This window comes from Pseudoxanthomonas japonensis, assembly GCF_043632995.1.
Classification (GTDB): domain Bacteria; phylum Pseudomonadota; class Gammaproteobacteria; order Xanthomonadales; family Xanthomonadaceae; genus Pseudoxanthomonas_A; species Pseudoxanthomonas_A japonensis.
In genome coordinates this window covers 1,720,270-1,742,067 of record NZ_CP171632.1, presented here as the reverse complement: position 1 = coordinate 1,742,067, position 21,798 = coordinate 1,720,270, and the positions used below count along the sequence as shown (strand labels likewise).

Sequence of the window (21,798 nt, the reverse complement as noted above, 5' to 3'; positions counted from 1 at the left end):
GCTCAGCCCGCGCCGAGCGCTTTGGCGACCTGGTAGGTCACCAGCGAGGCGAGGTAGGCCAGCGCGAACAGGTAGAACGTCGCGAAGCTCATCTGCTTCCACGAGTTGGTCTCGCGCTTGATGGTGGCTAGCGTCGAGATGCACATCGGCGCGTAGATGAACCACACCAGCAGCGACAGCGCGGTGGCCAGCGACCAGCCGTCGCTGATGACCGGCGTCAGCGCCTGGATGGCGGCATCGTCGTCGGCCGCCGACAGGGCGTAGATCGTCGCCAGCGAGGCGACCGCCACTTCGCGCGCCGCCAAGCCGGGAATCAGCGCGATGCAGATCTGCCAGTTGAAGCCCAATGGCGCGAAGAACACCGCCATCGCATGGCCGATGCGGCCGGCGAAGCTGTAGTCGATCGCAGGGCCCACGGCATCCGCCGGCGGTGCCGGGAAGTTCAGCAGGAACCACAGCAGGATGGTCAGCGCCAGGATGATGCCGCCGACGCGCTTGAGGAAGATCATCGCCCGCTCGTACAGGCCGATCAGCAGGTCGCGCGGATGCGGAATGCGGTACGACGGCAGTTCCAGCAGCAGCGCATGTTCGCTCTTGTCGCGGCGCCACTTCTTCATCACCCAGGACACGAGCAGTGCACTGAGGATGCCGGCGGCATACAGGCCGAACAGCACCAGGCCCTGCTGGTTGAAAATGCCGACCTTCTCGTCCGGTACGAACGCACCGATCAGCAGCGCGTACACGGGCAGGCGTGCCGAACACGTCATCAGCGGCGCGACCAGGATCGTCGCCAGCCGGTCGCGCGGATCCTGGATGCTGCGCGTGGCCATGATGCCGGGAATGGCGCAGGCGAAGCTGGACAGCAGCGGGATGAAGGAGCGGCCCGACAGGCCTGCCGACGCCATCGTGCGGTCGAGCAGGAAGGCCGCGCGCGGCAGGTAGCCGCTTTCCTCGAGTGCCAGGATGAAGGCGAACAGGATCAGGATCTGCGGCAGGAACACCACCACGCCCCCGAGGCCACCGATGATGCCATCGACCAGCAGGCTGTTGAGCGGGCCTTCGGGCAGCAGGCTGCCGGCCTGCCCGCCCAGCCAGCCGGTGCCGGCTTCGATCATGTCCATCATCGGCGTCGCCCAGGCATAGACCGCCTGGAAGATCAGGAACATCACCACGATCAGCGCCACCAGCCCGAACACCGGATGCAGCAGCCAGCGGTCCAGCGCATCGTCGATCTTCGCCGTGCGCGTGGGCATGGTGACCGCCAGCGACAGCAGCCGGCGGGTTTCCGCATGCAGGTCGGCGCCCTCGGACAGATGCACGCGGGGTTCGTGCGGCTGCGCGGCGACCGCGTCGATGCGCTCGACCAGCGCGCGCGCGCCGCCATGCTTCACCGCGATCGTCTCGACCACCGGCACGCCCAGTTCGCGTTCCAGCGCCGCCAGGTCGATGGCGATGCCGCGGCGCTGCGCGGCGTCCATCATGTTGACCGCCAGGATCATCGGCTTGCCGAGTTCGCGCACTTCCAGCGCGAACCGCAGGTGCAGGCGCAGGTTGGTGGCGTCCACCACGCACACCAGCACGTCCGGAGCGGCTTCGCCGGGATAGAAGCCCCGGCAAACATCGCGGGTGACCGCTTCGTCCAGGCTGGCGGCGTGCAGGCTGTAGGCACCCGGCAGATCCAGCACGGCGTAGCTACGACCGGAATCCGCGGAGTGGAGCCGACCCTCCTTGCGCTCGACCGTAACACCGGCGTAGTTGGCGACCTTCTGCCGACTGCCGGTCAGCTGGTTGAACAGCGCGGTCTTGCCGCAATTGGGGTTGCCGACCAGTGCCAGCCGCAAGGTGGAGGCGTCTGCCGCGCTCATTCGGCGGCTCCATTGCGCAGGCGGATGCGCGCGGCTTCGGAGCGGCGCAGCGCGAAGCGGGTGAAGCCCACCTGCACGAGCAGCGGTTCGGCGCCCAGCGGACCCTTCGCCACGATCTCGACCTCCTCGCCGTTGACGAAGCCCAGTTCGCGCAGGCGACGGGCGATGCTGTCCTGCGGACCATGGTCCTCGACGGATTCGACGATGGCGGGCGTACGCCGGGGAAGGTCGGTCAGGATCACGCAGCAGCCTCAAATGCGAACTGTTCTCATTGTAGCATCGCCGCACTGCACGACGGCCGCAACGGACTGTGCCGCTATCATTCGGCGGACCTTGCAGGAAAAGACCGGAATGGCGGCATCACCGCAGGAACACCCCCTCGTACTGACCCGCACGGGCGCCGTGGCGCGCCTCCGGCTGGATCGCCCCGCCCTCCACAACGCCTTCGATGCCGGCCTGATCGCCGCCCTGACCGCAACGCTGGACCAGGTCGCCGCCGACGACGCCGTCCGTGCCGTGGTCCTGGAAGGCAGCGGCGCGTCGTTTTCGGCGGGCGCCGACCTGAACTGGATGCGCGGGATGGCCTCGGCCAGCGAGGCGGCCAATCGCGAGGACGCCCTCGCCCTCGCCCGCCTGATGCGCACGCTGGACGAACTGCCCAAGCCGACGATCGCGCGCGTGCATGGCGCGGCGTTCGGCGGCGGCGTGGGCCTGGTCGCCTGCTGCGATATCGCCATCGGCGTGCCGGAGGCGAAGTTCGGCCTGACCGAAAGCAAGCTCGGCCTGCTGCCGGCGGTGATCTCGCCGTACGTCATCGCTGCCATCGGGCCACGCGAGGCGAGGCGCTGGTTCGCCACCGCGGAAATCTTCGACGCCGCTACCGCACTGCGGATCGGCCTGCTGCACGAGGTGGTTGCCGCCGAAGCTCTGGACGCGGCCGTCGAACGCCAGCTCGCCCTGCTGCTGAAAGCCGGCCCACGGGCTGCCGCGGGCGCGAAACGGCTGGTCGCGCGCGTGGCGCACGGCGCCGACCCCGACCAGTTGGATGCCGACAACGCCGACCTGATCGCCGGACTGCGCGTGTCGCCGGAGGGCCAGGAAGGATTGGCCGCGTTCCTCGACAAGCGCGCACCGGCGTGGACCACCAAGGAATGACCGTGATGCGCACCCATGGTGCGACGGCGCTCTCGAGCCCTCCCCTTCAAGGGGAGGGTTGGGAGGGGATGGTGTTCAAGGAGGACATCACCATGCAAGGACAGACAAACAGGAAAATCCTGCAAGGCAAACTGCAACGCATCCTGCGCAACCAACCGACGGATGCAGAGCACCGGCTATGGCAATACCTTCGGAGACGTCAGCTGGACGGCTGCGGCTTCCGGCGTCAGCATCCCTTCGGCGACTACATCCTCGACTTCGCGTGCCTGGAGCGGAAGGTCGTGGTGGAACTGGATGGAAGCCAGCACGTGGACGATGCCTGTTACGACGCCCAGCGCACCGCCACACTCGAGCAGGCGGGCTTCGTCGTTCTGAGGTTCTGGAACAATGATGTATTCGGCAATATCGAGGGAGTGGTCGACGTGATCCTTGCAGCGCTCGCAGACAGACAGGCAACACCATCCCCACCCAACCCTCCCCTTGAAGGGGAGGGCTGATCGCATGTTCTCCAAGATCCTGATCGCCAACCGCGGTGAGATCGCCTGCCGCGTCATCCGCACCTGCCGCCGGCTCGGCATCCGCACCGTCGCCGTGTACTCCGAGGCCGACGCCGACGCCCAGCACGTGCACCAGGCGGACGAGGCGGTGCTGATCGGCGGCCCGCGTCCGGCCGAGAGCTACCTGCGTGGCGATGCCATCCTCGACGCGGCGAAGAAAACCGGCGCCCAGGCCATCCATCCGGGCTACGGCTTCCTGTCGGAGAACGCCGACTTCGCCGACGCCGTCGCGGCGGCCGGCATGGTGTTCATCGGTCCATCCGGCACCTCCATGCGCAAGATGGGCAGCAAGGCCGGCGCGAAGGAACTGATGGCGGCGGCCGGCGTGCCGGTGGTTCCCGGTTACACCGGCGAGGACCAGTCGCCGAACACGCTGTCGCGCGAAGCCGCGCGCATCGGCTTCCCGCTGATGATCAAGGCCGCGCATGGCGGCGGCGGCAAGGGCATGCGCGTGGTGCACCGGCTGGAGGACTTCATCGCCCAGCTGGAAAGCTGCCAGCGCGAGGCCGCGAACGCCTTCGGCCGCGACCGCGTGCTGCTGGAGCGTTACGTGCAGTCGCCGCGCCACATCGAGATCCAGGTGTTCGCCGATACGCATGGCCATACCCTGCACCTCAACGAGCGCGAATGCTCCGCCCAGCGCCGCTACCAGAAGGTGCTGGAGGAATCTCCGTCGCCGTTCCTGACCCCCGCCCTGCGCATGGCCATGGGCGATGCCGCGGTGAAGGCCGCGCAGGCGATCGACTACGCCAACGCGGGCACGGTGGAGTTCATCGTCGATCCCGACGGCCAGTTCTATTTCATGGAGATCAACACCCGCCTGCAGGTGGAGCATCCCGTCACCGAGATGGTGACCGGCCTGGATCTGGTGGAGTGGCAGCTGCGCGTCGCCGCGGGCGAACCGCTGCCGCTGGCGCAGGAGGCCATCGTGCAACGTGGCCATGCCATCGAAGTGCGCCTGTACGCGGAAGATCCGGAGGCCGGCTTCCTGCCGGGATCGGGACGGCTGGAGTCGCTGGTACTGCCCGCACCCTCGGCCCAGGTGCGCCTCGATGCCGGCGTCATCGAAGGCGACACGGTCACCATCTTCTACGACCCGATGATCGCCAAGCTGATCGTCTGGGGCGAGGACCGGCCCACCGCGCTGGCGCGCCTGCGCGACGCGCTGGCCGACTGCGACATCGTCGGGCCGAAGTCGAACATCGGCTTCCTGGAGCAGCTCGCCCGGCATCCTGCCGTGGTGGAGGGGCGCATCGATACCGGCTACCTGGACCGCCACCTGGACGAGTTCATGCCGGCGCCGACCCTGACGAGCGACCTGCAGGTGGCGGCCGCCGTCGCCGTTCTGCTGGAACAGGAGGTGTCCGCACGCACCGATGCTGCCGTATCGGGCGATCCGGGCTCGCCGTGGGCGATCGCCGACGGCTGGCGCCTGGGTCACGCAGGCCGCCGCCCGCTGGCCTTCCAGCACCGCGAGCAGCGCTGGGAGGTGCTGGCGCACGGCCATGGCGGCCGCTATGCCGTGGAGGTGGACGGCGCGACGCACCCGGTCGCCGGCGCAAGACTGACCGCTGGGCTGCTCGAGTTGCGTATCCATGATCAGGCACGGCGCTTCCGCATCCACCGCCATGGCAACCGTCTCACCCTGCACGACGGGGACCGGCGTGCCACGCTGGAGACGCTGCCGGCGTACCAGCGGACGGCGGGCGGAGACAGCGGCGGGGACGGCCGCATCATCGCGCCGATGCCGGGCCGGGTGGTGGTGGTCAGGGCGCGGATCGGGGACAGCGTGGACGCAGGACAGGAGTTGCTGGTGATGGAAGCGATGAAGATGGAACTGGCCGTCAAGGCACCGCGCGCCGGCGTGGTGGCGGAACTGCGCGCGGCGGCGGGCGATTTCGTCGACGCCGACACCGTGCTGGTGGCCTTGGAGTGACGTCTGTCCCCTCTTCCTCATGGTGCATGGCGGTCGCCCTGCTGGCGGCCAGCCTGCTGGGCGGTTGCGTGATGTTCGAACAACCGCCGGCCCCGCTGGCCTGCGATCCCGCCCTGGTCGGCCGATGGATCCCGTTGCCGAACAGTCCGCAGGACCGCATACCGCTGGGCAAGGACGACCATGCGGACGTGGACAGTGCGTGCCGCGTTCGCCTGCACGATGCCGCGCGCACCGATGCCCCGCAGTTCGACGCGCTCGGATTCGAACTGGACGGCCAGCACTACCTCGCACTGGGCTTCAAGGAGCTGGAAGGCCTGTTCGGCACCGGCAAGGCGGCCGCACCGCCGATCCCGAAAGGCATGCCGGCGAGCGCGGTCACCCTGCTGAAATACCGTATCCACGACGATACGTTGCAGATCGCCATGCTCGATACGGTGGACATCATGCAACGCGTGCAGCAGGGCTCGCTGAAGCCACGCGAGGCCGACGCCAGCACCTACCTGTTCGAAGGCCGGCCGGAACAGCTCCGCAAGCTGCTGCAGTCCGAGCCGGCCCTGTTCGACGCCTTCGACGGCCGTGACAAGACACTGCGCATGCGTCGCGCCAAGGACGGGAAGCGCTCATGAGTGCCCTGCCCTCCAGCACCGATTTCGTCCGCATCGTCGAGGTCGGCCCGCGCGATGGCCTGCAGAACGAGAAGACCCTGGTCGCCACCGCCGACAAGGTCGAACTGATCGACCGGTTGTCGCGCACCGGCCTGCTCAGCATCGAAGCCACCAGCTTCGTCAGCCCCAAATGGGTGCCGCAGCTGGCCGATGCCGCCGAGGTGTTCACCGCCATCCAGCGGCGGCCCGGCACGGCGTACCCCGTGCTGGTCCCGAACGAGACCGGTTACGACCGCGCTCGTGCCGTCGGCGTCGAGGAGGTTGCGGTCTTCACCGCGGCGTCCGAGGCGTTCAACCGCAAGAACATCAACGCCTCCATCGACGAATCCATCGAACGGTTCCGCCCGGTGCTCGAACGCGCCGCCGCCGATGGAGTGAGGGTCCGCGGCTACGTTTCCACCGTGCTCGGCTGTCCCTACCAGGGCGACGTGCCGCTGGCGGACGTGGTCCGCGTGGCGAAGCAACTGCATGCCTTGGGCTGCTACGAGATCTCGCTCGGCGACACCATCGGCGTTGGCACGCCGCGCAAGGCCGCCGACATGCTGAAGGCGGTCGCCGCCGAGGTGCCGATGCCGGCGCTGGCGGTGCACTTCCACGACACCTACGGACAGGCGCTGGCGAACATCCTTGCCTGTCTCGACGTCGGCGTCCGCGTGATGGACTCGGCCGTCTCGGGCGCGGGCGGCTGCCCCTACGCCAAGGGTGCCAGCGGCAACGTCGCCAGCGAGGACGTGGTCTATCTGCTGCACGGCCTCGGACTGCGTACCGGCGTGGACCTGGACCTGCTGGCGGACACTGGCCGCTGGCTGTCGGCCCGGCTGGGGCGCGAGACCGGCAGCCGCGTCGGCAAGGCCCTGGCGGCCGCATGAGCCACGGCCCGGCCAGCGACGTCGACGTGATGGCGCTGGCCGCCGCGCTGGAACGCGCGGCCGCCGCAGAGACCCATCCCGCCACTGCCGACCTGCTCCGTAGCGCGCGCGAAGCGCTCCTCGCCAAGCAGCACGAAGCGGACACCGAGCGCTCGCGCTACCGCAACCTGTTCGACGCCGTGCCCGACCCGGTCAGCATCCTCGCCGAGGACGGGACCATCCTCGACCTCAACCAGGCGGGCACGCTGGCCTACAAGCGTCCGCGCGACGGGATCGTCGGGCGCAACATCAACGTGCTCAACCCCGACCTGCCGCGCGATCACCTGGTGCCGGTGTGGGAAACGCTCAACCGCGGCGAGACCTACGTCATCGAGGTCACCAACATGCGCGGCGACGGCACGCGCTTCCCGGTTGAAGTGCACTCGGCCAACATCAATTTCGACGGCCGCAAGAGCATCGTCGCCGTCGCCCGCGACATCAGCAGCCGCCGGTTGGCGGAGATGCGCTACCGCGAGCTGATGGAGACGATCGACAAGGGCATCGTGGTGCATAACCGCGACCTCGAGGTGCAGTACTGCAACGGCGCCGCGATGCGCATCTTCGGCATCCGCGAGGACCAGCGCGCCGACCAGGAACTGGCGCTGGGCCGCTGGCACATCGTCGACGAGCATGGCCGCGAGATGGCGCGCCACGAACTGCCCGCGCAACGCGCCCTCGATACCGGCCAGATGATCGAGAGCGTGCTGCTGGGCCTGTATCACCGCGAAAAGAAGCAACTGCTGTGGCTCACCGCCACCTCGGTGCCGCAGTTCGCGCCTGGCGCCAGTACGCCGTCGCAGGTCAGCACATTGTTCAGCGACGTCACCGAACTCAAGCGCGACAGCGCGCTGTTCGACCGCGCCCAGTCGCTGGCCCACATCGGTGGCTGGGAATGGGACCTCGGCCGCGACCGCATGTACCTGACAGACGAAGCCCAGCGCATCCTCGGCGCAGCACGCCCGCTGGTCACGCTGGGCGACATGCTGTCGTGCCTGCGCGAAACCGACCGCCGCCGCCTGCGCGGCGCGCTGGACCTGATCACCGCCGGCGGCCAGGGCTTCGACCTGGAGCTGCAGGGCACCCAGGCCGATGGCCACCCGTTCTGGATCCGCGTGATCGGCGATGCCGAACCGGGCGATCCCGGCGCCTCGCGCATCACCGGCACCATGCAGGACATCTCGCAGGACAAGCAGGCGGAGGAAACGCTGCGCATCCAGGCGCGCACCGATCCGCTGACCGGGCTGATGAACCGCGATGCCGTGCTGACCGAACTCGGCGCGCGACTGGCCGATCCCGAGCGTGCGCGCGTGGCCGTGCTGTACATCGACCTCGACCGGTTCAAGATGGTCAACGACGTGCTGGGCCACAACGCCGGCGACGAACTGCTGGTGCAGGCGTCGGACCGCATCCGTGGCGCGGTCGGCACCGAGGGCATGATCGCGCGCTTCGGTGGCGACGAGTTCCTGGTGATCTGCGACGCCGGGGAAGACCCTCACCAGCCCGAAGCGATGGCGCATGCGGTGCTGGGCGCGTTCGCCGATGCGTTCCGTTTCGGCAAGGACGAATTCGCCATCACCGCCAGCATCGGCCTTGCCGTGGCGCCCGGCGACGGCCTGCGGCCGCAGCAGCTGATCCAGAACGCCGACATCGCGATGTACGACAGCAAGCATCGCGCGCGCAACGGCTGGCAGAGCTTCACCCAGGAGCTTGCCCAGCGGCAGCAGGATCGCCTGCAGATCGAGACGCAGCTGCGCCGCGCGGTGGACAACGAGGAATTCCGACTCGTCTACCAGCCGCAGGTCGACCTGCGCAACGGCCGCATCATCGCCGGTGAGGCACTGATCCGCTGGCAGAACCATCAGTTGGGCGAGCTGCGCCCGGACGTCTTCATCAGCCACGCCGAAACCACCGGCGACATCGTGCGCATCGGCAGCTGGGTGTTGCGCGAAGCCTGTCGTCAGGTGGCCGCGTGGCGCGACATGGGGCTCGGCATCGTGCGGGTGGCGGTCAACGTGTCGTACCGCCAGTTCGCCGGCGACGACCTCGCCGACCGCGTGCGCACGATCCTGGCCGAGTTCGACCTGCCGGGCAGTGCGCTGGAACTGGAGTTCACCGAGCGCGTGCTGATCGAGGACGCGCCCGCCACGCTGCGCACCTTCGCCGACCTGCGCCAGTTGGGCGTGCTGCTGACCATCGACGATTTCGGCGAGGGCTACAGCGCGCTGAACTACCTGCGTCGCCTGCCGATCCACGGCCTGAAACTGAGCCCGCTGTTCACCGAGGGCGTTCCCAACAACCGCTCCGACGTCGCGGTCTGCCAGGCGGTCTCGGCCATCGCCCGCAGCCTGGGCCTGGGCCTGGTGGCCGAAGGCGTGGAATCGGAGGCCCAGCGCCAGTTCCTGCTGAACCTCGGGGTGCCGGTCGGCCAGGGCTTCCTGTTCGCCCCCGGCCTGTCGCCGGACGAATTCGCGCGCCGGCTCGCCGATGCCCCGCTGGAGCGGGTGCAGCACGCCTGAGCGGCGGAATCCTGCCTCTTGTGGGGGCGACGTCAGTCGCGATGGGGCCTTACCGGGAAGGCATCGCGACTGACGTCGCTCCCACACGGGCTACCCCGGCCATGCCGCCCGCCACCCGCCATCGCGTAAAATGCCGCCCTTTCCGCAGCAGGTCCGCCGCATGCAGCTTTCCGATACCCGCGCCGTCATCACCGGCGGCGTCTCCGGCCTCGGCCTGGCCGTCGCCCGTCACCTCGTCGCCCACGGCGGCAAGGCCGCGCTGTTCGACGTCAACGACGACAAGGGTGCGGCTGCCGTCGCCGAGCTCGGAGAAGCCAATGCCCGTTATTTCCGCACCGACGTGACGGACGAAGCCGGCGTGGCGGCGAACGTGGCGGCGGCGAAGGATTTCCTGGGCGGCCTGAACGCGGCGATCAACTGCGCCGGCATCCTCGGCGCCGGCCGTGTGCTCGGCAAGGAAGCACCGATGCCGCTGTCTACCTTCCAGTCCACGGTGATGGTCAACCTGGTCGGCAGCTTCAACGTGGCCAAGGCGGCGGCGGACGTGATGCAGCACAACGCGCCCAACACCGACGGCGAGCGCGGCATCATCGTCAACACCGCCAGCGTGGCGGCGTACGAAGGCCAGATCGGCCAGGCCGCGTATTCGGCCTCGAAGGGCGGCGTGGTCGGCATGACCCTGCCCATGGCGCGCGAACTGTCGCGCTTCGGCATCCGCGTGATGACGGTGGCCCCGGGCATCTTCTGGACGCCAATGGTCGATGGCATGCCGGAGGCCGTGCAGCAGTCGCTCAGCGCCTCGATCCCCTTCCCGTCCCGCCTGGGCAAGCCGGAGGAGTTCGCCGACCTGGTCGCCTACATCCTCGGCAACCCCTACCTCAACGGCGAGACCATCCGCCTGGACGGCGCGGTGCGCCTCGCGCCGAAGTAAGCGGGATCACGCGCCGCCCTCCTCTTTCCCATTCCACAGAACCGGTTGATCCATGAAGGCTTTCGACATCAAGAAGGGTAACGTCGTCGAACACAACGGCGGCGTGTACCAGATCCGCGACATCGAGCGCAGCTCGCCGCAGGGTCGCGGCGGCAACGTGCGCTTCCGTTTCATCATGTACAGCGTGCCGGGCGGCAACAAGCTGGATGCCAGCTTCGACGCGGACGACAACCTGAGCGAGGTGGAACTGCTGCGCCGCCAGGCGACGTACTCGTACAAGGACGGCGATGCCTTCGTGTTCCTCGACGACGAGGACTACACGCCGTACACGCTGGACGCCAACGTCATCGGCGACGACGCCGGCTACATCACCGACGGCCTGAGCGGCTGCTATGTGCAGGTGATCGATGAATTGCCGGTCGCGCTGCAGCTGCCGCAGCACGTGACCCTGGAAGTGGTGGAAACGCCGCCGGAACTGAAGGGCGGCACCGCCACCAAGCGCCCGAAGCCGGCCAGGCTCAGCACCGGCATCGAGATCATGGTGCCGGAGTACATCACCAACGGTGAGCGCATCCTGGTGAACACGACCACGGGCGAGTTCGGCGGCCGCGCCGACTGAGTCCGCGGTTACGACGAGCCTGCCGCATCCAGTGCGCGCAGGCGCGCACCGATCGTCTCCAGGTTCGCCTCGATGCCTTGCAGCACCTCGCGCTGGTCGGCGGGCAGCCAGCGCTCCAGTTCTTCCCGCAGCACCCCGTCCTGCTCACGCAGGCGGGCCACGCGCACGCGGGCTTCGTCCGCGATGCGTTCACGCTCCTCCGCCTGCGGCAATCCGTAGCCCTCCGGCACAAGTTCTGACGGGCGGCTGACGAAACCCGTATCGCCCAGCCACGTGCGCAAGGCCTGCAGTGCGTGATCGATGTCGGCCGGCGCATCGCGGCTGAGGTAACGTCGCTTCAGCTCGTCGCGCAGCAGCAATTGCTGGCGACGCTGCGCGGCGGTTTCCAGTACCAGCAGCGCCGCACTGGCGCGCAGATCCGCGTGCGGCAACCACGCGGCCCGTTCGGTCGGCGACAGCGTCAACCAGGCCTGCACATCCTGCTGCGGCAGCGCCAGCGACTCGCGCGCGACGGCGAACAAGGATTCGTAACGTGCGCTCATCGGTTCGAAGTAGTGGCCGAGCCGCTTCGCATCCTCGGGATCGTCCAGCACGCTCGCATCCGCGATGCCGTGCCGTTCCAGCTTCCTCAGCAGGCCGGTCGGCGTGATGCTGGCGAGGGATTCGCCCGCCAGCCGGGGCACGCCGTCGTGGAGCAGCTTCCAGGTTTCCACCGCGCAGTTGTTGCTGATGAAGTAGTAGCGTCCGTCGTAGCTCCAATGGAGCTGGGCAGCGCGCTCCAGCAGCGACGCGACCTCATCCTGCTGGAGACGCAGCGGAATCGACTGCAACCCGCGCAGTTCGACGCGCGTGTACTCCTCGATCACCTGGTCCAGCGGCAGCAGGAACAGCCGCGACGGATACGAACCGGTCAGTCCGCGCCAGCCCGAGATCTGCACGTCGCCGACGAAGGCGCGGAACGACAGCACGCGATGGTGGGCCAGGTCGAAGCGGCAGTCCGGCCCCGGCGCACGCCCGGGCGCGCAGATCACCAGTCGCAGCATGCTGTGGCCCCAGCGGCTCATCGCCTGGGTGTTGCCCTCGGCCAGCAGGTAGTCGATCGCGTAGACACGTGACGGATCCAGCGCGAGCAATGCCGCATCGCCCGCCTCGGTGTCCACGTCCAGGAACGGCATTCCGGACGCGCATCCGTCGTCGGTGGCCGGCACATCGAAATGCGCCGCGAAATGGCGATACAGCGCGGGGCGACGGCAACCGTAGCCCGGGTCGAGCAAGAAATGCTCAAGGTTCACCGCCACGAACTCGGATGGCCGCTCAAGTTCATAGGCGTCGGGCGTCCGTGCTGTGAAGTCGTTGCGCGAACGACGGCCGGCAAGGGGAAACACGCTGCGCTGCCATCCCGCGAGATCGCGCAGGCGCGGATCATCGGACAGGACATTGCCCTGGGCCCGGTCGTAGCTGTGCGCCAACTCGTGCACCAGCGCCTCGCGGACGTCACTCAGGAACGCATCGTCCGGGGACACGGCTTCGCGGGTCGTCCATGCATGCAGCAGATGGCGGGGCAACAGGATGCGATTGCCTACTCGCCGACCCGCGACGTGCGCTGGCAAGTCAGCGCGCCATTGAAGGACGAGATCGGACGGCAACCCATCGCGCCACATCGCAGGCAGGCGTGGCAGCACATCATCGACGAGCGCCTGCGTCGCGGCGACATCGTCAGGTGCGAGGTTCGTGGCGTCGATCTCGAGCGCGGCCGCCGTGGCGGCCGGGCCGAGCCACGCCCACAGCAGGAGCGCGGCGATGCGCCGGCCCCGGGGCCGACGCGCGTGCATCAGCGGGCCAGGATGGCCTGCGCCAGCTGCATGTCGCTGGCCTTGCGCGCCGCTTCGTCCTTCTCGCGCAGGTGGCGCAATGCGGCCTCCAGCTGCGCACCGCGGATCCGGCCGTCGCTGGCGACGAAGCTTGCGGCATCTTCGCGCGCCTGCACGACGATCTTGTCGTCGCCAGACGAACTGTCGGACGAGGCAGACGAACCGGCGGAGGACGCGCCGGCGGACGAGCCGGCAAAGCTGCCGGCGAACACCGGCACGGAGAACGCCAGCAACACGCCGGCCAGGATCAATCGGGACATGAAGATTTCCACACGGGGGAACGCCGTGGTCGGCGCGGTGCGCAAAGACTACCCGCAATCGACGATGCGAGGCTGAATCCGGCGCTATTGTCAGCTGTCGAACAGCTTGCCCGGATTCATCAGGCCATTCGGATCCAGCACTCGCTTGATGCCGCGCATCACCGCGATTTCCCCGGCGCTCCGCGTGCTTTCCAGATATCCCTTCTTTACCAGGCCGATGCCGTGCTCGGCGGAAATGCTTCCGTGATGACGCTCCAGCGACGCCGCCAACAGCTTGGTGACCTGCTCGCACTGGGTGACGAACTCGGAGTTTTCCATGCCCTCAGGCTTCAATACGTTGATGTGCAGGTTGCCGTCGCCGATGTGGCCGAACCAGACCACGTCGAACTGCGGATACGCCTCGCCCAGCAGCGCCTGCGTCTCCGCCAGGAAGGCCGGCATCGCCGAGATGCGGACCGACACGTCGTTCTTGTAGGGCACATAACGCGCCAGCGCTTCGGTGATGCCCTCACGCAGGCGCCACAGCTGGGCGGCCTGGGCATCGGACTGGCTGATCACGCCGTCGCTGACCCAGCCCTGCTCCATGCAGGCCTCGAAGGCCGCCATCGCCGCGGCTTCCCTGGCCTCGTCGCCGATCGCGAACTCGGTGACCACGTAGTACGGGTGCACCTCGTCGAACGGCTTCTGCGCGCCGTGCGCCAGCACGTGCTCCAGCGCGCGGTCGGTGAAGAACTCGAAGGCCTCCAGTTGCAGTCGCTCGCGGAACGCGGCGAAGACCTGCATCAGCACCTCGAACGAGGGAAGCGCCAGCAACATGACGTTGGTCGGCGGCGGCGGATCGGTCAACCGGACGGTGGCCTCGACGACGATGCCCAGCGTGCCTTCGGAGCCGATCCACAGATGGCGCAGGTCGTAGCCGCTGGAATTCTTGATCAGCGCCTTGTTGAGCTCCAGCACGTCGCCGGCACCGGTGACGACCTTCAATCCGGCAATCCATTCGCGCGTATTGCCGTAGCGGATCACGCGGATGCCGCCGGCATTGGTGGCGATGTTGCCGCCGATCGCGCAGGACCCGCGCGCGGCGAAGTCCACCGGATACACCAGGCCGTGGTCGCGCGCGGCGTTGTGCACGGCCTCCAGCGGCATGCCGGCCTGCACGGTCAGCGTGCGGTCCACCGCATTGAAATCGAGCGCCTGGTTCATGCGCTCCAGGCTCAGCACCAGTTCGCCGTTCGCCGCCACCGCGCCGCCGGACAGGCCGGTGCGTCCGCCCGACGGCACGACCGCCACGCGATGCTCGTTCGCCCAGCGCACGACCGCCTGCACCTCATCGACCGTCGCCGGCAACGCGATGGCGAGCGGCGATGGCGTCCAGCGACGGGTCCAGTCGCGACCGTAGTGTTCCAGATCGGCAGGATCGGTCTTCAGGCGCAGCGCCGGGACGGCGTGCTGCAGGGCTTCCAGGCGTGGATCGCTCATTGCGGGGGCAGGACTCTCGGGGGCGCCCAGCGTGCCAGCGAAGCCCGATGGCGTCCAGCCGAAACGCGCCTTGGTTTCAGGGGCAACCAAGCCGGAAAACAGCAACCGAGCTTTCCATGGCGCGCCGCACCATCAATGTCTCCCATCTGGCATAGTGACGACCCTTTCCCCTCCGCTGCGACCTTTCCGGCAATGTCGATCAAGAAGACCTCGTACCCGAAGCAGGACATCCGCGTGCTGTTGCTGGAGGGGGTCAGTCAGACGGCCGTCGAGACGTTCCGCGCGGCCGGCTATTCGCAGATCGAGTTCCACGAGAAGTCGCTGCCGGAAGACGAACTGAAGCGCCGCATCGCCGAGGCGCACATCGTCGGCATCCGCTCGCGCACCCATCTGAGCGAGGACGTGCTGGCGCAGGCGCGCCGACTGATCGCCGTGGGCTGCTTCTGCATCGGCACCAACCAGGTGGACCTGGACGCGGCGGAACTGGCCGGCATCCCGGTCTTCAACGCGCCCTACTCCAACACCCGCAGCGTGGCCGAACTGGTCATCGCGCAGGCCATCCTGCTGATGCGCGGCATTCCGCAGAAGAACGCCGAATGCCACCGCGGCGGCTGGAGCAAGTCGGCTGCGGGCAGCCATGAAGTGCGCGGCAAGACGCTGGGCATCATCGGCTACGGCCACATCGGCACCCAGGTCGGCGTGCTGGCCGAAGCGCTGGGCATGCACGTGCTCTTCCACGACATCGAGACCAAGCTGTCGCTCGGCAATGCGCGTTCGGCCGTGAGCCTGGACGACCTGCTGGCGCAGAGCGACGTGGTGACGCTGCACGTGCCGGAGACGGCGGCCACCAAGGACATGTTCGGCGCGGCACAGATCGCCCGGATGAAGCCCGGCGCGCACCTGATCAACGCGTCGCGTGGCACCGTGGTCGACATCGACGCGCTGGCCGACGCACTGAAGGCCGGCAAGCTCGGCGGCGCGGCGGTGGACGTGTTCCCGCTGGAGCCCAAGGGCAATGCGGAGCTGTTCGAGTCGCCGCTGCGCGGCCTCGACAACGTCATCCTTACCCCGCACGTCGGCGGCAGCACGCTGGAGGCGCAGGACAACATCGGCATCGAAGTCGCGGCCAAGCTGGTGCGCTACAGCGACAACGGCAGCACGCTGTCGTCGGTGAACTTCCCCGAAGTGACCCTGCCCGGCCACGACGGCAGCCGCCGCATCCTGCACATCCACCGCAACGTGCCGGGCGTGCTGTCGCAGATCAACGACATCTTCCGCGACCGTGGTATCAACATCGACGGCCAGTTCCTGCGCACCGACCCGAAGGTCGGCTACGTGGTCATCGACGTGACCGCGGACGAGGAACAGACCGCCAGCCTGCGCGATGCGATGGCGGCGATCGAGGGCACGCTGCGGGTGCGCGTGCTCTATTGATGCGTCCGGGACGGTGGGCCAGGGCCCACCCTATGCGGTACTCCGTGCCAGCCACTTGCGCGCCATGCGGCTGAGGGATTCGTCCGGCTCGTCCGCGATCGGTCCGATCTCGCGCCAGGCCAGGTCCAGCGATTCCTCGCTGACCACATAGTCCTCACTGCCGTTGGCCCGAACGACATAGCGCACGTCGTAGTGCCAATGGCCCGGCACGCCTTTGCGCTCGGGTATCCAGTGGCGGTCGAGATCAAAGATGTCGCCCTCCACGGACAGGTCCGACAGGCCCGACTCCTCTTCCGCTTCCTTCAGCGCGACGCGCGCCATGTCGCTGTCGCCGTCCGCATGGCCGCCCAGCTGCAGCCACCGCCCCAGCTTTCGGTGGTGGGTCAGCAGGGTGCGGCGTCCATCCGCACTCACCAGCCACGCGCCGCCGGTCAGGTGGCCTTCCAACCGCTCCCGGACGAAGGGATCGGCAGGATCGTCGAGCAGGGCGAGGAACTGGCCCACCACCCCGGTTTCGGCAGGCCAGCGTCGTCCGTAGGTGGCCAACTGTTCGCGGAGGACGGCATGAGCGACTGACACGGCGTGGTTTTCTCTTCGAAGGCGGGCGATGGGCCGCGATTATCGCCGGTCATGCTGCACCCGCGCTTGTGATCCCCCGCCCGCTTTGGCAAGGTACGGCCTTCCATGGGGGCCGCCTCCATGACCGTTGCCACCGCCCGGCGGAGTTCTTCGTCGGCATCCAGTCTTTCAAGGGGACGCTGCGAATGCTCAAAGCTCTGTTCAGGGTCAAGCCGGTCGCGCCGGCAGGCCACGTCGATGCCGGTGAACCCTTCGAAGGCAGCCTGGACGGCGAAGCCACCCTGAAACGGACGCTGACCGCCAAGCACCTGGTGCTGCTGGGCGTGGGCGCGGTGATCGGCGCGGGCATCTTCGTGCTGACCGGCCAGGCAGCGGCCAACCACGCCGGCCCCGCGATCATGCTGAGCTTCGTCATGGCCGGCTTCGCCTGTGCCCTGGCCGGCCTGTGCTATGCCGAGTTTTCCGCGCTGATGCCGGTCTCCGGCAGTGCCTACTCCTATTCCTACGCCACCCTGGGCGAGTTCGTGGCCTGGTTCATCGGCTGGTGCCTGGTGCTGGAATACCTGTTCGCCTCGGCCACCGTGGCCGTGGGCTGGTCCGGCTATCTGATCAGCTTCCTGACCACCACGCTGCACCTGCCCTTCCCGACCGAACTGGCGCAGGCGCCGATCAACTGGGACGGCCACACTTTCATCGCAACGGGGTCGATCCTCAACCTGCCGGCCATCGCCATCGTCGCCGCCATCAGCGGCCTGTGCTACGTGGGCATCACCCAGTCGGCCTTCGTCAACGCCATCGTGGTGGCGATCAAGGTCACGGTGATCGTGTTGTTCATCGGCATCGGCGCCACGTACATCGACCCGGCCAACTGGACGCCGTTCATCCCGGCCAACGAAGGCCCGGGCAAGTTCGGGTTCGAAGGCGTGACCCGCGCGGCCGCCATCGTGTTCTTCGCCTACATCGGCTTCGACGCGGTCTCCACGGCGGCCGGTGAAGCCAAGAATCCGCAGCGCGACATGCCGGTCGGCATCCTCGGTTCGCTGGCCATCTGCACCGTCATCTACATCATCGTGTGCGCCGTGCTGACCGGCATGACCAACTACACGCTGCTGGGCACCGCAAAGCCGGTCGCCACCGCGCTGGAGCCCTACCCGAACCTGGCCTGGCTGAAGACGGCGGTGGAGATCGGCGCGATCGCCGGCCTCTCCTCGGTCATCCTGGTGATGCTGATGGCCCAGCCGCGCATCTTCTACAGCATGGCGAAGGACGGCCTGATGCCGAAGTTCTTCGGCCGGGTGCACCCCAAGTACCGCACGCCCTACGTCGGCACCATCATCGTCGGCGTGCTGGCCGCCGCGCTGGCCGGCCTGATGCCGCTCAACGTGCTGGGCGAACTGGTGTCGATGGGCACCCTGCTCGCGTTCGCCACCGTGTGCGCCGGCGTGCTGATCCTGCGCTACACGCGCCCCGAGATGCCGCGCCCGTTCAAGGTGCCGATGGCCATCGTGATCTGTCCGCTGGGCGTGGTCGCGTGCCTCTACCTGTTCTGGCAGCCCTTCGTCGAGCACTGGAAGATCTTCGTGGGCTGGACGATCCTCGGCCTGGTGGTCTACTTCACCTACGGCTTCTGGAACAGCAAACTCAGGCAGCCGACCTGATCCACCGGAAGGCCGGCGGCCGTACCGCCGGCCTTTTTTGATGGCATACCTCGACACCGCTCCGAGACCACGCACGATGCTCCGACAGCTCCTGTCCACCAAACACCCCCACGCCGCCCACGAAGAGGCCGAAGGGCTCAGCCTGCGCCGCACGCTCGGCCCCTGGGGCCTGACCGCGCTGGGCATCGGCGCCGTGATCGGCGGTGGCATCTTCGTCATTACCGGCCAGGCCGCGGCCAACCATGCCGGCCCGGCGATCATGCTGTCGTTCGTGCTGGCCGCGCTGTGCTGCACCTTCTGCGCGCTGGCCTATGCCGAGTTCGCGGCGATGGTGCCGGTGTCCGGCAGCGCCTACACCTACACCTATGCCACGCTGGGCGAACTGGCCGCCTGGTTCATCGGGTGGATGCTGGTGCTGGAATACGGCGTGTCCGCCTCGGCGGTGGCGGTCAGCTGGACCGGGTATTTCCTGAGCCTGCTCGAACACTTCAACATCTATCTGCCACAGGCGCTGGTCAGCGCGCCGCTGGACGCGCAGCTGCGCCCCACCGGTGCGATCGCCAATCTTCCTGCCGCGGCGATCGTGCTGCTGCTGACCTGGCTGTGCTACGTCGGCATCCGCAAATCCACGGCCATGAACATGGCGATGGTGGTTCTCAAGACGGGCCTGATCGTGCTGGTGATCGTCGCGGGCTGGAAGTACGTCGATCCGGGCAACTGGCAGCCCTTCATTCCCGCGAACGAGGGGCCGGGCAAGTTCGGCTGGGACGGCGTGCTGCGCGGCGCGGCGATGGTGTTCTTCGCCTACATCGGCTTCGAAGCGGTCTCGGTGGCGGCGCAAGAGTCGCATCGTCCCCAGAAGGATCTGCCGATCGGCATGCTGGCTTCGCTGGTGATCTGCACCCTCCTGTACATCGGCATGGCGGCCGTGATGACCGGTCTGGTGCCCTACACCGCGCTGGGCACCGCGGAGCCGGTGGTGACTGCGGTCGCCGCGCATCCCCAGCTCGGCTGGTTGCGCGTGATCGTGGAAATCGGCGCCCTGATCGGTCTGTCGTCGGTGGTGCTGGTGATGATCATCGGCCAGCCGCGCATCTTCATGATCATGGGCCGCGACGGTCTGCTGCCGCCGGTGTTCACCAAGATCCATCCGGAGTACCGCACGCCGCACATCAATACGGTGATCACCGGCATCGGCATCGCCCTGCTGGCGGCGCTGTTCCCGCTCGACGTGCTGGGCGAACTGACCTCGATGGGCACCCTGATCGCCTTCGCCTCGGTGTGCGTCGGCGTGCTGGTCCTGCGCCGCACGCAACCCGACCTGCCGCGGCCGTTCCGCATCCCGATGGCGTGGCTGGTCTGCTCCCTGGGCGTGCTGAGCTGCCTGGCGCTGCTGTCGGCGATGACCGCCCACAACTGGATGCTGATGGCGGTGTGGACCGCGGTCGGCTTCCTGATCTACTTCCTCTACGGCTTCCGCCACAGCCGCCTGCGCGGCAAGCGCTGAACCCGGCTCCGGGGGTAAAAAAAAGCGCGGCCAGGCCGCGCTTTTTTTCTTGCACGTCCTGTCAGGGCTTCCTGGCCCAGGCGCTGCACCAGCCAGCCGCGGCCACCGTGTTCTTGGGGAACAGCGTGCAGGGGCCGTAGGCCTGGCCCGCGGCGGCCTTGAAGAAATTGCAGTTCGCGCAATGGTCGCCCGCCTTGTGCTTGGGATGCTTGGCGGTCGCCGCATTGTCGGTATAGGCCAGCGCCTTGGCGGTGGGATTGGCGGCATCCAGCTTCGGCAACGCGGCCGGTGCGGCGGCGTCGGCACGCAGGCTGTGCCAGGCCAGCGGCGCTACGACCGCGGCAGTCAGGGTGGTGGTCAGGAAGCGGCGGCGGGAGGCATCGTGGCTCATCGGCTGGGTACCTGCGGAAGGGAGTAGCCAGTCTCCCCGCGGCGACCGGCGGCCGCATTGCGCTGGATCAATCGACCGGGGCGCCGCGGACCTTCCGCTAGAATGCGCGGCATGAACACCCTGCCCTACGACGCCGACCAGCTGCGCGACCGCGCGCAGTCCATCATTTCCAACGTGCGCGAACTGGCGCAGCTGGGCTGGACGCCGGCCACCAGCAGCAATTTCTCGCAGCGGCTGGACGAGCGGCATGCCGCGATCACCGTTTCCGGCCGCGACAAGGGGCGTCTGGTTGAGGGGGACATCATGGTGGTGGATTTCGACGGCAAGGCGGTCGGGAGCGACCATCGCCCGTCTGCGGAAACGCTGCTGCACACGCAGCTGTACCGCCGCTACCCCGAGATCGGCTGCGTGCTGCATACCCATTCGCTGGTGCAGACCGTGGCGTCGCGGCTGTTCGCCGGCGCCGGCCACGTCCGCCTGGAAGGCTTCGAGCTGCTGAAGGCCTTCCACGGCAACAGCACGCACGAAATGGCCATCGACGTGCCGGTGTTCGCCAACACCCAGGACATGCCCACGCTGGCCGCGCAGGTCGACGCGCTGCTCGACAGCCAGCCGCTGTGGGGCTACCTGATCGACGGCCACGGCCTGTATGCGTGGGGCCGCACGATGGCCGAAGCACGCCGCCACCTGGAGGCGTTCGAGTTCCTGTTCGCCGCCGAACTGGAGCTGCGCAAGCTCGGCTGCCGGCGCTGATAACCGGCGGTTATCGCGCCGTTCCGATGTTGCAACAGGGCGCGGGGACCGGGTTTGCTACCCTAGCGTCCCCCTCGCCGCCTCACGCCATCGCCATGAGCCGCCTGCGCATCTTCAACGAATCCGACCCGGCCACGCCGGAGTTCGCCAGTTACGACCCCGACTTCATCGCCACCGAACTGAAGAAGCTCGGCGTGACCTTCGAACGCTGGAAAGCCAGCAAGGCGATCGCGCCCGGTGCTTCGCCGGAGGACGTGATCGACGCCTACCGCGCCGACATCGACCGGCTGGTCGCCGAGCGCGGATTCAAGACCGTCGACGTGGTCAGCATCGCGCCGGACAACCCGCAGCGCGAGGCGATGCGTGCCAAGTTCCTCGACGAGCATTACCACAAGGAAGACGAAGTGCGTTTCTTCGTGGCCGGCTCGGGCCTGTTCACCCTGCACGTGGGCGACAAGGTCTACGAAGTCGAATGCGTGAAGGACGACCTGATCGGCGTGCCCGACAGCACGCTGCACTGGTTCGACATGGGGCCGGAACCGAGCTTCGTCGCCATCCGCTTCTTCACCGAGCCGGACGGCTGGGTGGGCCACTTCACCGGCACCACGCTGGCGCAGCAGTTCCCGCGCTACGAAGGCCTGACCGACGGCCATTGACCGTGCAGAGCCGGGCTTGCCCGGCTGCACCACCGTCCGAACACGCGCAGCGGAGCGA

Annotated in this window: 20 protein-coding genes; 13 read left to right on the top strand and 7 right to left on the bottom strand. The window is 68.0% G+C overall.

Features of this window, described 5'->3' with window-relative positions:
• Nucleotides 1-2: 2 nt before the first annotated feature.
• Both ACGHX3_RS07910 and ACGHX3_RS07905 read right to left on the bottom strand, forming a co-directional pair.
• Nucleotides 3-1,865 (bottom strand): ferrous iron transporter B, encoded by a 1,863-nt coding sequence (locus ACGHX3_RS07910; RefSeq protein WP_394697009.1) that lies wholly within the window; start codon nucleotides 1,863-1,865, stop codon nucleotides 3-5.
• The gene (locus ACGHX3_RS07905; protein WP_394697008.1) at nucleotides 1,862-2,107 is read right to left on the bottom strand and encodes a ferrous iron transport protein A; all 246 of its coding nucleotides are present in this window, start codon (nucleotides 2,105-2,107) and stop codon (nucleotides 1,862-1,864) included. Before ACGHX3_RS07905 ends, ACGHX3_RS07910 begins: the two co-directional genes overlap by 4 nt.
• 109 nt (nucleotides 2,108-2,216) lie before the next feature.
• On the opposite strand from ACGHX3_RS07905, the gene ACGHX3_RS07900 reads away from it, so the two are divergent.
• From ACGHX3_RS07900 to yeiP, 8 genes are all read left to right on the top strand, one after another.
• Entirely contained in the window at nucleotides 2,217-3,020 is an 804-nt protein-coding gene (locus tag ACGHX3_RS07900) for an enoyl-CoA hydratase-related protein (RefSeq protein ID WP_394697007.1), read from the top strand.
• 5 nt (nucleotides 3,021-3,025) lie between these two features.
• A complete protein-coding gene (locus ACGHX3_RS07895; RefSeq protein ID WP_394697259.1) occupies nucleotides 3,026-3,517 on the top strand; it encodes an endonuclease domain-containing protein in 492 nt (163 codons plus the stop codon).
• A 4-nt stretch (nucleotides 3,518-3,521) separates the two neighbouring features.
• Nucleotides 3,522-5,513, top strand: coding sequence for an acetyl-CoA carboxylase biotin carboxylase subunit (locus ACGHX3_RS07890; RefSeq protein WP_394697006.1), 1,992 nt, complete (start codon nucleotides 3,522-3,524; stop codon nucleotides 5,511-5,513).
• Between the two features lie 26 nt (nucleotides 5,514-5,539).
• Nucleotides 5,540-6,139, top strand: a complete 600-nt coding sequence (locus ACGHX3_RS07885; RefSeq protein ID WP_394697005.1) for a hypothetical protein — start codon at nucleotides 5,540-5,542, stop codon at nucleotides 6,137-6,139.
• Nucleotides 6,136-7,047: a hydroxymethylglutaryl-CoA lyase gene (locus tag ACGHX3_RS07880; RefSeq protein ID WP_394697004.1), complete on the top strand. Its 912-nt coding sequence runs from the start codon at nucleotides 6,136-6,138 to the stop codon at nucleotides 7,045-7,047. The genes ACGHX3_RS07885 and ACGHX3_RS07880 overlap by 4 nt, the downstream gene beginning before the upstream one ends.
• The gene (locus tag ACGHX3_RS07875; protein WP_394697003.1) at nucleotides 7,044-9,602 is read left to right on the top strand and encodes an EAL domain-containing protein; all 2,559 of its coding nucleotides are present in this window, start codon (nucleotides 7,044-7,046) and stop codon (nucleotides 9,600-9,602) included. The genes ACGHX3_RS07880 and ACGHX3_RS07875 overlap by 4 nt, the downstream gene beginning before the upstream one ends.
• A gap of 160 nt (nucleotides 9,603-9,762) precedes the next feature.
• A complete protein-coding gene (locus ACGHX3_RS07870; protein WP_394697002.1) occupies nucleotides 9,763-10,533 on the top strand; it encodes an SDR family NAD(P)-dependent oxidoreductase in 771 nt (256 codons plus the stop codon).
• 52 nt (nucleotides 10,534-10,585) lie between these two features.
• On the top strand, nucleotides 10,586-11,152 hold the full coding sequence (yeiP, locus tag ACGHX3_RS07865; protein ID WP_093486429.1) for an elongation factor P-like protein YeiP: 567 nt from the start codon (nucleotides 10,586-10,588) through the stop codon (nucleotides 11,150-11,152).
• 8 nt (nucleotides 11,153-11,160) lie between these two features.
• Here the strand turns inward: yeiP and ACGHX3_RS07860 are convergent, their stop codons facing one another.
• The 3 genes from ACGHX3_RS07860 to ACGHX3_RS07850 form a co-directional block, all read right to left on the bottom strand.
• Nucleotides 11,161-12,984 carry a DUF4105 domain-containing protein gene (locus ACGHX3_RS07860; RefSeq protein ID WP_394697001.1) on the bottom strand — a complete coding sequence of 608 codons (1,824 nt, stop codon included), beginning with the start codon at nucleotides 12,982-12,984 and terminating at the stop codon, nucleotides 11,161-11,163.
• Nucleotides 12,984-13,283 carry a DUF2388 domain-containing protein gene (locus tag ACGHX3_RS07855; RefSeq protein ID WP_213601200.1) on the bottom strand — a complete coding sequence of 100 codons (300 nt, stop codon included), beginning with the start codon at nucleotides 13,281-13,283 and terminating at the stop codon, nucleotides 12,984-12,986. The genes ACGHX3_RS07860 and ACGHX3_RS07855 overlap by 1 nt, the downstream gene beginning before the upstream one ends.
• Nucleotides 13,284-13,373: 90 nt before the next feature.
• Nucleotides 13,374-14,762, bottom strand: a complete 1,389-nt coding sequence (locus ACGHX3_RS07850; protein ID WP_394697000.1) for an FAD-binding oxidoreductase — start codon at nucleotides 14,760-14,762, stop codon at nucleotides 13,374-13,376.
• A 192-nt stretch (nucleotides 14,763-14,954) separates the two neighbouring features.
• Between ACGHX3_RS07850 and serA the strand changes: the two genes are divergently transcribed.
• A complete protein-coding gene (gene serA, locus ACGHX3_RS07845; protein WP_394696999.1) occupies nucleotides 14,955-16,196 on the top strand; it encodes a phosphoglycerate dehydrogenase in 1,242 nt (413 codons plus the stop codon).
• A gap of 30 nt (nucleotides 16,197-16,226) precedes the next feature.
• On the opposite strand, the gene ACGHX3_RS07840 is transcribed toward serA, so the two are convergent.
• Nucleotides 16,227-16,775, bottom strand: coding sequence for an NUDIX hydrolase (locus tag ACGHX3_RS07840; protein WP_394696998.1), 549 nt, complete (start codon nucleotides 16,773-16,775; stop codon nucleotides 16,227-16,229).
• Nucleotides 16,776-16,960: 185 nt separating this feature from the next.
• Between ACGHX3_RS07840 and ACGHX3_RS07835 the strand changes: the two genes are divergently transcribed.
• The gene (locus tag ACGHX3_RS07835; protein WP_162338234.1) at nucleotides 16,961-18,433 is read left to right on the top strand and encodes an amino acid permease; all 1,473 of its coding nucleotides are present in this window, start codon (nucleotides 16,961-16,963) and stop codon (nucleotides 18,431-18,433) included.
• A gap of 76 nt (nucleotides 18,434-18,509) precedes the next feature.
• Nucleotides 18,510-19,940 carry an amino acid permease gene (locus ACGHX3_RS07830; protein WP_162338233.1) on the top strand — a complete coding sequence of 477 codons (1,431 nt, stop codon included), beginning with the start codon at nucleotides 18,510-18,512 and terminating at the stop codon, nucleotides 19,938-19,940.
• Between the two features lie 61 nt (nucleotides 19,941-20,001).
• Here ACGHX3_RS07830 and ACGHX3_RS07825 read toward each other — a convergent pair whose 3' ends face one another.
• Entirely contained in the window at nucleotides 20,002-20,331 is a 330-nt protein-coding gene (locus ACGHX3_RS07825; protein ID WP_394696997.1) for a high-potential iron-sulfur protein, read from the bottom strand.
• Between the two features lie 111 nt (nucleotides 20,332-20,442).
• Here ACGHX3_RS07825 and ACGHX3_RS07820 point away from each other — a divergent pair, with 111 nt between their 5' ends.
• Together ACGHX3_RS07820 and ACGHX3_RS07815 are read left to right on the top strand one after the other, a co-directional pair.
• Nucleotides 20,443-21,084, top strand: a complete 642-nt coding sequence (locus ACGHX3_RS07820) for a methylthioribulose 1-phosphate dehydratase (protein ID WP_162338231.1) — start codon at nucleotides 20,443-20,445, stop codon at nucleotides 21,082-21,084.
• A gap of 95 nt (nucleotides 21,085-21,179) precedes the next feature.
• The gene (locus tag ACGHX3_RS07815) at nucleotides 21,180-21,740 is read left to right on the top strand and encodes an acireductone dioxygenase (RefSeq protein ID WP_213601210.1); all 561 of its coding nucleotides are present in this window, start codon (nucleotides 21,180-21,182) and stop codon (nucleotides 21,738-21,740) included.
• The last annotated feature ends 58 nt before the right edge of the window (nucleotides 21,741-21,798 follow it).

What these genes read in the sequence shown, in the direction of transcription:
- ACGHX3_RS07860 (WP_394697001.1), bottom strand. Translation starts at nt 12,984, where the DNA reads ATGCACGCGCGTCGGCCCCGGGGCCGGCGCATCGCCGCGCTCCTGCTG.
- ACGHX3_RS07850 (WP_394697000.1), bottom strand. Translation starts at nt 14,762, where the DNA reads ATGAGCGATCCACGCCTGGAAGCCCTGCAGCACGCCGTCCCGGCGCTG.
- ACGHX3_RS07835 (WP_162338234.1), top strand. Translation starts at nt 16,961, where the DNA reads ATGCTCAAAGCTCTGTTCAGGGTCAAGCCGGTCGCGCCGGCAGGCCAC.
- ACGHX3_RS07815 (WP_213601210.1), top strand. Translation starts at nt 21,180, where the DNA reads ATGAGCCGCCTGCGCATCTTCAACGAATCCGACCCGGCCACGCCGGAG.
- ACGHX3_RS07890 (WP_394697006.1), top strand. Translation starts at nt 3,522, where the DNA reads ATGTTCTCCAAGATCCTGATCGCCAACCGCGGTGAGATCGCCTGCCGC.
- serA (WP_394696999.1), top strand. Translation starts at nt 14,955, where the DNA reads ATGTCGATCAAGAAGACCTCGTACCCGAAGCAGGACATCCGCGTGCTG.
- ACGHX3_RS07830 (WP_162338233.1), top strand. Translation starts at nt 18,510, where the DNA reads ATGCTCCGACAGCTCCTGTCCACCAAACACCCCCACGCCGCCCACGAA.
- ACGHX3_RS07885 (WP_394697005.1), top strand. Translation starts at nt 5,540, where the DNA reads ATGGCGGTCGCCCTGCTGGCGGCCAGCCTGCTGGGCGGTTGCGTGATG.
- ACGHX3_RS07875 (WP_394697003.1), top strand. Translation starts at nt 7,044, where the DNA reads ATGAGCCACGGCCCGGCCAGCGACGTCGACGTGATGGCGCTGGCCGCC.
- ACGHX3_RS07855 (WP_213601200.1), bottom strand. Translation starts at nt 13,283, where the DNA reads ATGTCCCGATTGATCCTGGCCGGCGTGTTGCTGGCGTTCTCCGTGCCG.
- ACGHX3_RS07910 (WP_394697009.1), bottom strand. Translation starts at nt 1,865, where the DNA reads ATGAGCGCGGCAGACGCCTCCACCTTGCGGCTGGCACTGGTCGGCAAC.
- ACGHX3_RS07820 (WP_162338231.1), top strand. Translation starts at nt 20,443, where the DNA reads ATGAACACCCTGCCCTACGACGCCGACCAGCTGCGCGACCGCGCGCAG.
- ACGHX3_RS07895 (WP_394697259.1), top strand. Translation starts at nt 3,026, where the DNA reads ATGCGCACCCATGGTGCGACGGCGCTCTCGAGCCCTCCCCTTCAAGGG.
- ACGHX3_RS07870 (WP_394697002.1), top strand. Translation starts at nt 9,763, where the DNA reads ATGCAGCTTTCCGATACCCGCGCCGTCATCACCGGCGGCGTCTCCGGC.
- ACGHX3_RS07825 (WP_394696997.1), bottom strand. Translation starts at nt 20,331, where the DNA reads ATGAGCCACGATGCCTCCCGCCGCCGCTTCCTGACCACCACCCTGACT.
- ACGHX3_RS07880 (WP_394697004.1), top strand. Translation starts at nt 6,136, where the DNA reads ATGAGTGCCCTGCCCTCCAGCACCGATTTCGTCCGCATCGTCGAGGTC.
- yeiP (WP_093486429.1), top strand. Translation starts at nt 10,586, where the DNA reads ATGAAGGCTTTCGACATCAAGAAGGGTAACGTCGTCGAACACAACGGC.
- ACGHX3_RS07900 (WP_394697007.1), top strand. Translation starts at nt 2,217, where the DNA reads ATGGCGGCATCACCGCAGGAACACCCCCTCGTACTGACCCGCACGGGC.